The organism is Acinetobacter sp. P1(2023) (assembly GCF_028367635.1).
GTDB lineage: Bacteria > Pseudomonadota > Gammaproteobacteria > Pseudomonadales > Moraxellaceae > Acinetobacter > Acinetobacter pittii_E.
Genome location: NZ_JAQNDD010000016.1, coordinates 21,067 through 33,402, shown reverse-complemented (window position 1 = coordinate 33,402; position 12,336 = coordinate 21,067). Strand labels below are relative to the sequence as shown.

At 39.6% G+C, this 12,336-nt stretch carries 12 protein-coding genes, 2 tRNA genes and 1 other RNA gene; 7 read left to right on the top strand and 8 right to left on the bottom strand.

Annotation, left to right across the window (positions count from 1 at the left end; translation table 11 throughout):
* The 5 genes from POD11_RS17210 to POD11_RS17190 all read right to left on the bottom strand — a co-directional run bounded on the left by POD11_RS17210 (position 1) and on the right by POD11_RS17190 (position 3,315).
* A tRNA-Gln gene (locus POD11_RS17210) sits at positions 1 to 71 on the bottom strand.
* Between the two features lie 26 nt (positions 72 to 97).
* Positions 98 to 172, bottom strand: a tRNA-Gln gene (locus POD11_RS17205).
* A complete protein-coding gene (gene ispE / locus POD11_RS17200; RefSeq protein WP_239967516.1) occupies positions 171 to 1,004 on the bottom strand; it encodes a 4-(cytidine 5'-diphospho)-2-C-methyl-D-erythritol kinase in 834 nt (277 codons plus the stop codon). Before ispE ends, POD11_RS17205 begins: the two co-directional genes overlap by 2 nt.
* A gap of 18 nt (positions 1,005 to 1,022) precedes the next feature.
* Positions 1,023 to 1,601 (bottom strand): lipoprotein insertase outer membrane protein LolB, encoded by a 579-nt coding sequence (gene lolB / locus POD11_RS17195; protein WP_262458083.1) that lies wholly within the window; start codon positions 1,599 to 1,601, stop codon positions 1,023 to 1,025.
* A 4-nt stretch (positions 1,602 to 1,605) separates the two neighbouring features.
* Positions 1,606 to 3,315 carry a tetratricopeptide repeat protein gene (locus POD11_RS17190; protein WP_016142030.1) on the bottom strand — a complete coding sequence of 570 codons (1,710 nt, stop codon included), beginning with the start codon at positions 3,313 to 3,315 and terminating at the stop codon, positions 1,606 to 1,608.
* An 88-nt stretch (positions 3,316 to 3,403) separates the two neighbouring features.
* On the opposite strand from POD11_RS17190, the gene hemA reads away from it, so the two are divergent.
* A complete protein-coding gene (hemA, locus tag POD11_RS17185; RefSeq protein WP_262458082.1) occupies positions 3,404 to 4,687 on the top strand; it encodes a glutamyl-tRNA reductase in 1,284 nt (427 codons plus the stop codon).
* Here the strand turns inward: hemA and POD11_RS17180 are convergent.
* Positions 4,684 to 6,552 carry a DNA primase gene (locus POD11_RS17180; RefSeq protein WP_016144503.1) on the bottom strand — a complete coding sequence of 623 codons (1,869 nt, stop codon included), beginning with the start codon at positions 6,550 to 6,552 and terminating at the stop codon, positions 4,684 to 4,686. The two genes, hemA and POD11_RS17180, sit on opposite strands and share 4 nt — an antisense overlap.
* A gap of 157 nt (positions 6,553 to 6,709) precedes the next feature.
* Complete coding sequence (locus POD11_RS17175; RefSeq protein WP_262458081.1) at positions 6,710 to 7,873, bottom strand: outer membrane protein assembly factor BamD; 1,164 nt, start codon at positions 7,871 to 7,873, stop codon at positions 6,710 to 6,712.
* A 71-nt stretch (positions 7,874 to 7,944) separates the two neighbouring features.
* Between POD11_RS17175 and rluD the strand changes: the two genes are divergently transcribed.
* The 3 genes from rluD to POD11_RS17160 all read left to right on the top strand — a co-directional run bounded on the left by rluD (position 7,945) and on the right by POD11_RS17160 (position 10,486).
* Positions 7,945 to 8,997, top strand: a complete 1,053-nt coding sequence (rluD, locus tag POD11_RS17170) for a 23S rRNA pseudouridine(1911/1915/1917) synthase RluD (RefSeq protein ID WP_016142026.1) — start codon at positions 7,945 to 7,947, stop codon at positions 8,995 to 8,997.
* A 10-nt stretch (positions 8,998 to 9,007) separates the two neighbouring features.
* On the top strand, positions 9,008 to 9,745 hold the full coding sequence (pgeF, locus tag POD11_RS17165; RefSeq protein ID WP_262458080.1) for a peptidoglycan editing factor PgeF: 738 nt from the start codon (positions 9,008 to 9,010) through the stop codon (positions 9,743 to 9,745).
* A 189-nt stretch (positions 9,746 to 9,934) separates the two neighbouring features.
* A complete protein-coding gene (locus POD11_RS17160; RefSeq protein ID WP_262458079.1) occupies positions 9,935 to 10,486 on the top strand; it encodes a flavodoxin family protein in 552 nt (183 codons plus the stop codon).
* Positions 10,487 to 10,535: 49 nt separating this feature from the next.
* Here the strand turns inward: POD11_RS17160 and smpB are convergent, their stop codons facing one another.
* A complete protein-coding gene (smpB, locus tag POD11_RS17155) occupies positions 10,536 to 11,012 on the bottom strand; it encodes an SsrA-binding protein SmpB (protein ID WP_002120348.1) in 477 nt (158 codons plus the stop codon).
* A 134-nt stretch (positions 11,013 to 11,146) separates the two neighbouring features.
* On the opposite strand from smpB, the gene coaD reads away from it, so the two are divergent.
* The 3 genes from coaD (at position 11,147) to rnpB (ending at position 12,286) form a co-directional block, all read left to right on the top strand.
* Positions 11,147 to 11,638: a pantetheine-phosphate adenylyltransferase gene (gene coaD, locus POD11_RS17150; RefSeq protein WP_005070938.1), complete on the top strand. Its 492-nt coding sequence runs from the start codon at positions 11,147 to 11,149 to the stop codon at positions 11,636 to 11,638.
* A gap of 1 nt (position 11,639) precedes the next feature.
* Entirely contained in the window at positions 11,640 to 11,903 is a 264-nt protein-coding gene (locus POD11_RS17145; protein WP_005070936.1) for a YfhL family 4Fe-4S dicluster ferredoxin, read from the top strand.
* Between the two features lie 27 nt (positions 11,904 to 11,930).
* Positions 11,931 to 12,286: RNase P RNA component class A (gene rnpB / locus POD11_RS17140), an RNA gene on the top strand.
* Positions 12,287 to 12,336: the final 50 nt, after the last annotated feature.

The following is a 12,336-nucleotide window of genomic DNA, read 5'->3' as shown; positions in this document are numbered from 1 at the left end:
AGGGGCGGCTGGATTCGAACCAACGGATGCCGAGATCAAAACCCGGTGCCTTACCACTTGGCGACGCCCCTAATATAATCATCATTACAGGTGAGGTTGGCAGGGGCGGCTGGATTCGAACCAACGGATGCCGAGATCAAAACCCGGTGCCTTACCACTTGGCGACGCCCCTAACGTGTAACCTTAAAATGATTAAGAGGAGATTCTTTTAAACTATTTACCAAGTAAGATTTACATGGCGAATGCTTAAGAATTTCATCAATATTCATTTCATTCGTTACTTCAGTAAAAACACAAGCACCTGTACCTGTAAGCTTTGCTTGACCAAACTGATCTAAATATTGCATTGCTTCTTCTACTTCAGGGTATAACTGCCGAGCCAGTGGCTCAAAGTTATTTCCAAAATTAGAAGGCTCTAACTGATAGGCGCAAAATTTAGTGGTCTTAGAGTCTCTTGTCAATGTTTTTTGTGAAAAAAGCAATTGAGTGCTGATAAAACAATCAGGTTTTAAAATAATGAACTGTTTTTGATCTAAGTCTATGAATGATAAATGTTCGCCGATGCCTTCAGCCCATGCATTTTTACCATAAATAAAAATAGGAACATCAGCACCGAGCTTTACACCGTAGTCCGCAAGTTGTTCTTGGTTCAGGCCACATTCCCATAATTGATTTAACACAATAAGCGTGGTGGCAGCATTGGATGAACCACCGCCTAGACCCGCGCCCATTGGAATATTTTTTTCAATTTTGATGTCTAAACCACAAAACTTTTTTGCATGTGGCTTTAATATTTGAGCTGCCCGATAAATCAAATTTTCTTCAGGTCGAACTTCACTCAACCCATCAATTTCGATTTCTTCATTTGAAGTAGGCGTAAATGTCATCCAATCATATAAATCAATAAGTTGGAAAATGGTTTGTAGCTCATGGTAACCATTTTCGCGTCGGCCTGTAATATGTAAAAACAGGTTGAGCTTAGCAGGGGAAGGAACTCGAATCATAGATTTATATAATTAGACTTAGCGGTTTTGGATGACCATTGTAATACGGTTTTCTTTATCTTCAGCAAGAGCTTGCTTTAAAACCAGTTTGTTTGGCAAAGTTTGTTCGCCCTCATAACTGAAATTCACGGTCCAGCCATCTTCAATGAGTTGACTCACTCGATTTGCAGCATCTTTGGCAACTTGCGCATTTAATGTTGCGGGTTTTGCCAAAATCCAACTCGTTAAATGCGTAATCGGTGCTTGCCAACCAGTTGCTCGCTCTAAAAGTTCTTCTGGAGAGGCAGCTGTAATAAGCCCTGTTTTAGCACTATTTAAAGTGACTTCGCCTGGTTTACCCTGAATTTGAGTTTTTCCAACGCCTAAAATACCGCTTAACTCGATATCAAAATTATCTTGCTGTTGAAGCCAAGTAAAAAAAGCACTACCAGTTTGCTGTGGTGTACGAACTCCAATTTTACCTTGTAAATTAAAATGTTTTTCGTCTTGGACTTGTTGGGTAACCGCAGGTTTAGGTTGAGTAAAATGCTGACAACCGGTTAGAAATAATACACTTGATCCACAGATCGCTGTGCACAGTTGGGCAAATTTGCTCATATATTTAACTCTTTTTTGCAGATGTAGGTAAAATTAACGCATCAAGCTGTTGTAATTGTGGATCATTGGCATGTTTTTGTTTCAGTTGTTGTAACACTGCGCTAAATTGAGTGAGTGACCCTTGCATATACAAAGCTTTAGCATAACGAACGCCGATATTTATATTATGGCTAAGTTCATAGGCTTTGCCTAAGGCTTCCGCCGCAGCTTCATAATCATTCTGTAAAAATGCAATATAGCCTAGCGTATCAAGGATTGAGGCTTGTTCAGGTGCGTATTCTAAAGCTTGTTCAGCATATTGACGTGCTTCTTTTAACCTACGGTTTTGTAGAGCTAAGGTATAAGCATATGCGTTTAGATACGTTGGGCTGTTAGGCTCAAGCTGTAATAATTGCTTTAATGTTTTGTCGAGTTTGTCGCGGTCTGTATATGGATCAAGTAATAAAACTTCCGCATAAATCAGTTCTGGATCATCCGGTAAGTTTTTTATAGCTTCATCTAATAAATTTAATGCAGCTTTTTTATTGCCCATTTTCTTTAAGATTTCAGCTTGGGCTTGATATAAAAAACTTGCATGTTGGGGATAATTTACTCGTTCTTGAGTAAGGAACCGTAAAGCATCGTGTAAATTTTCTTGTTTATCATATATTGCAATCAGATTGCGTCTTGATACCACGTATAAACTACCATCAACTAAACGATAGTAAGCTTTTGCAGTTTCATAATGCTGTTTACGTTCTGCATTAATCGCTAAGTAGTAATACGCTTCATTTTGGTATTTAGCCGAGTTGCGTAGGTCAACAAGATATTGTTCTGCTTTGTCATATTGCTTTAAATCAATACTCGTTAAACCTGCAATAAATAAGGCTTCTTCAGCTTGAGGGTGAGTTTCTATAATTTTTTCAAGTTTTTCTAACGCAAGCTCAGATTGGTTAATTTGTATGAGATAGCGGATTTCAGCTAAACGAATATCTAAATTTTTCTTATTTTTACGGCTTGATTTTGCATACCATTTAAGAGCACCTTCTTGATCACTAAGAGCGATAAGTAGGTTTGCTTTCATTAAAATAAAGCTGGTTACTTTAGGACGTCGGCGTAAGGCTTTGTTAATGTTGGTTAGCGCAGTTTGTAATTGACCATTTTGTGCTTCTAAATTGGCGATGAGCGCTAAGATAGAAGGATTGGCTTTTTCTGCGCTCGAGCGTAAAGCTGTTAATAAGACCTCTCGATCTTGTGCATTTTCTGGGGCAATGCTGGCTAAAATCTGTTCTAGATCAGCAGTGGGATCTATCTTTAAAATTTTATCTAATGTCTCAGCAGCAAGCTGATATTCGTGTGTTTTTAAAGCAATATGTGACAAATAGAATAAAGCAGGTACATCTTTGGGTTCTTGAGCGACCCAATGTGTAGCAATATTTAACGCAGCTTGTAAATCATTGTATTCAAGTGCAACGTCTAAAGCTCGCTGCTTAATTGAGGTAGAGTTGCTTTTAATTGCAAGCACTGTGTAATTGTGCAAAGCGTTTGGAATATCGTCATAAGCTAGCGCAAATTCAGCGACCATGGATTGCTCTAATGCCTGATCAAACGAATGCACGGCATAGGTCTCTTGCACAGGACGCGCATAGACATATGAGGACATGCTACCTAACAACAAGAATGTGGTAGAATACTGTCTTATCGAAGCACCGTTAAAATTAATACGGCTATTCATTTGACGCAATTTTTATTGATCCAAAGTAATGCTTTTTATGACACCGATGTTGCACAATAGCATAAATTTAGCGAAATGATGATCTGATATGTCTTTCTTTGCATTGGGTGTCAACCATCAAACAGCTTCTGTAGAACTCCGCGAACAAATTGCTTTCAATGCAGAGCGATTAAGTCGTTTGCTTGCCGAACAACGCTATCACCAAAACCTAAAGGATTTGGTGGTCGTCTCGACCTGTAACCGTACAGAAGTTTATGCCATGGCTGAAAACGCCGAAAGCCTTCTAAAATGGTTAGCCGATGCCAATAATATTGATGTAAAGCAGTTAATTCATCATGTTTATCGTTACGAGAATACGCAGGCAATTACACATTTAATGCGAGTAGCGAGTGGTCTAGACTCTCTTATGCTAGGTGAGCCGCAAATTTTAGGGCAAGTTAAAAGTGCTTTAGCATTGTCTAAAGAAGCCCAAACGGTCTCTCCTGAATTGAACAGTGTTTTTGAATATGCTTTTTATGCTGCTAAACGTGTACGTTCCGAAACTGCGGTAGGTAGTCATGCTGTTTCAATGGGTTATGCGGTTGCACAACTGGCTTTACAGGTTTTTAGTAAGCCTGAAAAACTTACCGTAATGGTGGTTGCTGCTGGTGAAATGAATAGCTTGGTGGCTAAACATTTGGCTGAAATGGGTGTTGCGAAGATTATTATTTGTAATCGTAGCCGTGAGCGCGCTGACCAATTGGCCCAGGAAATTGCACATCAGGTTGAAGTTGAAATTATTGAGTTTTCAGCATTAGCAGAGAATTTATATCGTGCTGATGTTGTGTCGAGCTGTACCGGTAGTTTATACCAAGTTATTGCTTATTCTGATGTTAAGACCGCATTAAAAAAACGTCGCTATCAACAAATGTTGATGGTTGATTTAGCCGTGCCACGTGATATAGATCCTAAAGTTGAAGCACTTGATGGGGTCTATTTGTATGGTGTGGATGATTTACAAAGTGTGATTGATGAGAACCTCGCTCAACGTCGTCAGGCGGCAGTTGAAGCGGAAGTGATGGTGAATCAATTAGCGACTCAGCTTATTACTCATCAAAAGGTTAAAGAGGCTGGTAGTACCATTCATGCTTATCGCCAACACAGTGAAGAGATTAGTCAACAAGAGCTTACGCATGCATTAGAAGCTTTGCATCATGGTGAGAATGCTGAACAGGTATTACAGCAATTTGCCCACCGTTTGACGCAAAAACTTATGCATCCTACATCGATATTGCTACGTGAAGCTGCTAAAGCAGAAAATCCTGATTATTTTGAATGGCTACAACAGCATTTACAGGATGTCTTTGATCATGAGCGTAAACCAAAACATTAAGACAACAGCTTTAAGCTAATTTGTTTTGTTAATTCATTGAGTTGTTGTCTTAGATTTCTTGATTCAATTAAAGAAATCGGCGATTTAAGTTTTTGACGTAAATATCTTTCTTGCAGACTTAATGAATATTCTTTGGCTAACTTGTCAGCTACCTCAGGAGCCTGTGTTAATGCTTGAATATTTGTTCTTTGCATAATATCGGCAATTTCATGACAGTAACTACTACAAGCACCAAGCACATAATAAGTTGCCAGCTCTTGATCATCTGGTAAATCATCAAAAATACGATTTAAGATAGCCAGTACTTTAGCCAATAATTCATCTTGGTGAATATAGGCCCGTAATCCTTCAAAATGAATATAAAGAAAAGGATGATGCATTAAAATTGCTATCGCAAAGTCTTCATCTTTTGTATGAATGTTAAATGAGAGCGAAGCATCGTGACTGATTTGTGGGGTAAAACGTTTACCAAGTCCGAGTTTTTCACGGAAAGATTGAGTAAGTAAGTAACGGAACGAACCTTGTTTAGGTAAGAGTTCAGTCAACTCTCTGAGTTCTCCCATGACTAAACTTTTCCCTTCAGGTGTACTAATATCGTGTTGACCTGTTAAGTGCGCAAACACGAAATCTGACAAAAGAGGGGACTGTTGTAATAGTTTTTGGAAATTTTCGAGCCCTTCTCGACGGATCAGAGAGTCGGGGTCATGATCATTCGGTAGAACAAAAAATTTAAGTTCACGGCCATCATTAAGAAGTGGTAACGCAATTTCTAAAGTTCTGCGCGCTGCTTTTTGACCTGCTGCATCACCATCAAAAGCAATGGTAATGCGGCTATTTTGTTTAAATAGAATATTAAGATGTTCTGTATTACTTGCAGTCCCTAAAGTTGCTACAGCTCCTGTAATGCCATATTGCTGAAGCGCAATGACATCCATATAACCTTCGACCATTAACCAATCGCTAGATTTAAGCTTTCTACCTTCATAAAGCCCATAAAGTAGCTGATTTTTGTGAAAGACTTCTGAGTCCGGTGAGTTAATATATTTGGGTTTGATTTCATCATTTAATGCACGCCCACCAAAACCAACGACTCGACCTTTAGGGTCGCGAATTGGGAAAATAACGCGGTCACGTAATAGGTCAAAATCACGCCCATTATCGCTCGAGCGGATAAGCCCAAGTTGTTTTAGGCCGTCAATGTCATAGGGAAAGGCTTTCTCTAGGTGTTGCCAGTCTTCTGGAGCATAGCCTAAACGCCAAAATTGAATCGTCTGATTGGTTAATCCACGCTGTTTAAAGTAATTTTTTGCCTTTTGGCTATGAGGTAATTGTTGTTCATAGAACTGAGCAACATTTTCCAGTAAGTCATATAAATTACCTTCTTGAACTGGTTCATCAAAGCTAAACGGCTGTTCGAACTGAGCAAAAGGGTCATCGAAAAATACTGGTTCAAGCGTGTTGTAGCTTTCATCTGATGGCTGCTGTGAAGTTACAGGCTCAGCCGTATTTGTTTTAGCAACAGGTGGCTTGGTAACCTGACGGGTATAAGAGAGTTTTTTATTTTCAGTATTATCTTTGGGTAATTCAATTCCAGTACTACTCGATAATTCTTTCATTACCTCTATAAAGTTTCGGTTATCGATATCCATGAGAAAACGGATTGCATTCCCGTTAGCTTGACAACCAAAGCAGTGATAATACTGCTTGTCACGGTAGACATGGAACGATGGTGTTTTTTCTTGATGAAATGGGCAACAGCCGGAATATGTACGTCCGGTCTTTTTCAGTTTCACACGTTGACCAATCAGATCGACAATATCTGTGCGATCTAGAATTTGATCAATCGTATGTTGTGGAATTGCCATAATTCAGATAACCGTATTAAAACTTGATGAGACAGTAAGTCAGAATATTCTGACATGATGAATCGAGATATGCCCAATAAATATTTTAATATTTTATAAAAACAAACAGGCAAGTGATATCACTTGCCTGTTTGTTGATGTTTTTTAAAGCTTAAACTTATTGAGCAGCATCATCCGCATCTTGAGTTGCTTCATCTGATTGCACATCAGTTGAAGCCTCAGTAGAGGTTACAGCTGGAGCAACAGTTGTATTTTCTGCTGCTTGTTGCTCAGGTTTGTCTAATAGGCCGAAGCTTAAACGGTTTGTCCAACTACGTTCAGACTTAGGCGCTTCTACAGGTTTTTGTTCTGGTGCTTCAGCTTCTTCTTTATCTGAATTGCCAATTAAACCAAAGCTAACACGATTGAGGAAACCACGTTTTGGAGCTTCTGCTTCAGTTGTGGTCTCTGGTGTTGCAGCAGTTGATTCACGACCGAAAATACCCAAGGTTGCACGGTTAATCCAGTTGCCTTCTTTACGGGCAGCACGCATGTTAACTGTGCCGTCTTTTTTCACAAGGCTTGGGTAATTAAGCTTTAAAACTTCAATATATTGTTGTGAAGTCGCTTTATCACCTAATTTGTCATAGCTATATGCCAAAGTCGCTAACGCTTCTGGAACTTGAGGCGTTTGTGGGTAGTGTTCAATCACCCATTGTGAACGTTCCGCAGCGGCGATCCAAGCTTTACGTTTAACGTTGAAGCGAGCAGCAGTCATTTCATTTTCAGCAAGTTCTTGCCCAATGAATTTCATACGCTGAGCAGCATCAACAGAATATTGGCTGCTTGGGAAACGGCGAATTAAATCAACAAAGTTTTGATACGCAACTTTTAAATAACTCACATCACGATGTGACTGTTGCAAAGAGGTATAGCGCATCAAACTGTCGTAGTTTTGCTCCATATTGGCAACAGCACGAACATAATAAGCATAATCCACATTTGGATGTTGAGGATTTAAACGAATAAAACGTTCTGCTAAGGCAATCGCGCCTTCATAATCTTTTTGTTTAAATTTCGAATATAGAAGTTCAAGTTGTGCTTGTTGTGCGTATTGTCCAGTCGGATAATAGGTATCGATTGCCTCTAAAGACTTGGTCGCATCAAGATATTGACCGCGGTCAAGCGACTTTTGGGCTTTTTCGAAGTAAGCTTGTTCACTAGATTGAGGGCCAGTATCGACCACTTCTTTTTTACTTGGATTGCTGCTACAGCCCACAAATGCAGACGCTACACCTAAAGATAAGGCAAGCATCGTAATTTTATAACGTGGTAGCGACATAAAAACTCCTCTGTTATGTTGGGCAATGAGCTACAATTGCGCTATTAAACCACTTTTATCTCAATGATCAAATGACTTCAGCACAATCTTCAAACACAAACTTCTCTGAAACCGACTTCAATTTACTTGAAGATTCTGAGGATGCAGATAACCATACTTCTGATACAACTGCAACACGTTTATCGTTGCAAGTTCAGCTAGATGAAACCTATCTGGGACAACGTATCGACCAAGTAGCAGCCTTGGTGTGGAGCGAGTTTTCACGTGAAAAGCTCAAGCAATGGTTGAAGGATGGCCATCTGTTGGTGAATGGTAACATCGTCAAGCCTAAGCACCGTTGTGAAGGAACTGAGTTGCTTACGCTCGAAGTAGAGCTTGAAGCTCAGACAACGAGTCAACCTGAAAATATTCCACTTAATATTGTCTATGAAGACGATGATATTTTAGTTATTAATAAACCAGTAGGCATGGTGGTACATCCAGGAGCAGGCAATAGTTCTGGAACTTTAGTGAATGCTTTGCTTTACCATGCTCCAAAATTGGCAGAACTTTCGCGTGCTGGTTTGGTGCATCGTATTGATAAAGATACCAGTGGTTTACTGGTTGTTGCTAAAACATTAGAGGCTCAATTTTCTTTAAGTAAACAATTGGCGAATAAATCGGTTTACCGTGTATATGACTTGGTTGTTTATGGAAATATTATTGCTGGCGGTACGATTGATGAACCAATCAAACGTCACCCCGTAGATCGTGTGAAAATGGCAATTTTACCAGGTGGGCGAGATGCAGTAACTCACTACAATGTAAAAGAACGTTTTAAAGATTTTACCCGTGTACAAGCGCGCCTTGAAACAGGTCGAACACATCAGATTCGTGTGCATTTTAGTTATATTGGTTACGGTTTGATTGGTGATCAGGTTTATATGAATCGTGTGCGTGTGCCAGCTGGTGCATCTGAATTACTGATTGAAACTTTACGCGGTTTTAAACGTCAAGCATTGCACGCAGCTAAATTAGGCTTAAAACATCCTCGTACTGGTGAAGAAATGCTGTTTGAAGCGCCGTGGCCTGAAGACTTTACACATTTAGTGAATGTGTTACGTTCAGAAAACGCTGCATATTAAGGACGTGCATATGGAATTTGTTCAAGGTTTACCTCAAGGCGTATTTGTAGGGCAGACACGTATTCAGCATCCTTTGGCATTGCCAACAGATCAGGTTGAGTTATCTGGCTTTAATTTGGCTTTACATGTCAAAGATGAGGCACAACGTGTTCAACAACATCGAATGATATTGTTAGATGAGTTTGCGAAATTCGGTGTTAAAAAAATGACATGGATGACTCAAACGCACAGTACGATTTGCCATACTGTTAATGAACAAATTCCTTTTAAAGCTTTAATTGGGGATGGTTTAGTTACTCAAACGAAAGGTCATGCTTTAATGATGATGACAGCCGATTGCTTACCTGTCGTGTTAGGTAATGCTGAAGGTACCGAAGTCGCTAATTTGCATGCGGGTTGGCGTGGTTTAGCTGGTGGTATTATTGAAAATACAGTTACGGCTATGCAAAATCCTCCAACTTGGGCATGGTTAGGAGCTGCAATCAGTCAACCTTGTTTTGAAATTGGAGTCGAAGTAAAAGCTGCCTTTTGTGATAAATATCCAGAGTTGGAAACAGCTTTTGTTGAGGGTGCGGGTCCCAATAAGTTTCATGCAGATTTATATGCCATTGCACGCTTTATTTTGCAACGTTTAGGTGTGCAACGAGTCTTAGGTGGGGATCAGTGCTCTTATCAACAGAGTAATGAATATTTTTCTTATCGTCGCGAAGCGAAGACTGGGCGTATGGCTACGTTTGTTTTTATGTAAGTTTTAAGAACTATTCTAAAAACTCTCTTATTTTTATATCCGCTAAAAATAAGAGAGTTTTTTATTTAATTTAAAAATATTTTTATAGTGTGTGCTAGCGAAAGGCTTGTATTCCATATTTATAGATGAAGGTTTAGCAAGCACTAATAAAATGATAAAATAGAAAAAATCGCTCAAAATTTTAATCTTATGTCTTTGCCTGAAAAACATCTCTCTATTGTTTACCACAGTCCATATGGTCATACCGCGAAGGTAGCTGCTGCTATTGCTGCTGGTGCAGAGGTGATGGGGGTAAAAGTACATCTAATGAATATTGAACATATTGATTGGGATGCGCTTGATGCATCGAATGGTATTATTTTTGGCTCGCCTACTTATATGGGAAGCATGACTGCTGACTTTAAAAAGTTTATGGACAGTACGTCTAAACGTTGGAAAGAGCGTTTATGGCAAGGCAAGCTTGCAGCTGGATTTGCAAATTCAGGCGGGTTAAGTGGCGATAAACTCGCGGTATTACAACAGTTAAATATTTTTGCGATGCAACATGGCATGCTTTGGTCTGGTTTGCCTTTAATGACGACAGGTCATGGTGAAAAAGATTTAAACAGATTATCGAGTTGTTTAGGTTTAATGACACAGTCAGATAATGCGCCTGTTGAAATTACTCCTCCACAAGGCGATTTAGATACTGCAAAATGGTTTGGCGAGTATATTGCTGGTCTTTTATATAGATTAAATTAATAAACTTTACGATGTAAAAAAGCCTCTAAAGAAGAGGCTTTTTATTTAATTACTTATGAAATATACGAGCTTTATCACGTTGCCAATCGCGATCTTTTTCAGTCGCACGTTTGTCATGAAGCTGTTTACCTTTCACCAGAGCAATTTCAAGTTTAACCAAGTGACCTTTCCAATAACATGCTAAAGGAACACATGAGTAACCTTTTTGGTTCACTGAACCTGTTAGCTTTTCTAGTTCTCGGCGTGATAATAATAATTTACGTGTACGTGTAGCTTCAGGTACTACATGAGTAGATGCAGAAAGGAGCGGTTGAATTTGTGCACCAAATAAAAACGCTTCACCATTCTTAAAAATGACATAACTTTCTGTCAAACTCATGCGACCAGCACGTAAAGACTTTACTTCCCAGCCGAGTAAAGACATACCAGCTTCAAATTTTTCTTCGATAAAATAATCATGACGGGCACGTTTATTTTGTGCGATGGTTCCGCCATTATGTTTCTTTACTACTGTTGCTTTCGCCATAATTCAAACTTCCACAATTGCCCCTATTGTGCCGTAAACTGATGCTAAGGTGAAGTTTTTCCTGCACGTCAATATTTCGCCTCATGTATAACTTTTGCTAAAATAGGTTCACAATACAATTAGAGTACTAGCGGATGTCTAAAACGCGTGTAATTTATCCTGGAACATTTGACCCCATCACGAATGGACACGTTGATTTAGTTACTAGAGCATCAAGAATGTTTGATGAGGTGGTAGTAGCAATTGCAATTGGACATCATAAAAACCCTTTGTTCAGTTTAGAAGAGAGAGTTGAACTGGCCCAAACTTCATTAAGCCATTTATCAAATGTTGAATTTGTTGGTTTTGATGGTTTGCTCGTTAATTTTTTCAAAGAGCAAAAGGCAACAGCAGTACTTCGTGGTTTAAGAGCAGTTTCTGATTTTGAATATGAATTTCAACTTGCCAATATGAACCGTCAACTTGACCCACATTTTGAAGCAGTATTTTTAACACCATCTGAGCAGTATTCATTTATTTCTTCGACATTGATTCGGGAAATTGCTCGTTTAAAAGGGGATGTAACCAAGTTTGTTCCGCAAGCTGTGGTTGAGGCCTTTGAACGTAAACATCAACAAGGTTGGTAACGTGTCGCTATATATTACCGATGAATGCATAAACTGTGATGTTTGTGAACCAGTTTGCCCAAATGAAGCTATTTTCATGGGTGAAGTGATTTACGAAATTCATCCGGATTTATGCACTGAATGCGTTGGTCATCATGACCAGCCGCAGTGTCAGTTATTTTGTCCAGTGGACTGTATTCCTAAGGATCCGCAGCATGTGGAAACGGAAGATGAGCTATTCGACAAATATAAAAAATTAATTGCTCAAAAAAGCACAAGCAATTAGTAAATAAATTTGTTAATATGCGCCCCTGAAGTGAGCTGGATGGTCGCTGCTGTGGAGGTCTTCGTGACTGAAGCAGGGGAGGAAAGTCCGGGCTTCATAGGGCAGGGTGCCAGGTAACGCCTGGGCGGTGAAAGCCGACGGAAAGTGCAGCAGAGAGTAGACCGCCTCATTCGTGAGGTAAGGGTGAAAGGGTGCGGTAAGAGCGCACCGCGTGTCTGGTAACAGTTCACGGCATGGTAAACCCCACCAGAAGCAAGACCAAATAGGAATCCTGAGGTACGGCCCGTACTGGATTCGGGTAGGTCGCTTGAGCGTATGAGTGATTGTACGCCTAGAGGAATGACCATCCTCGACAGAACCCGGCTTATAGGCTCACTTCACCTCATTTTATTTAAAATTTTTCTTGACGTGCGTTAAAGAAGTTAAGATAATG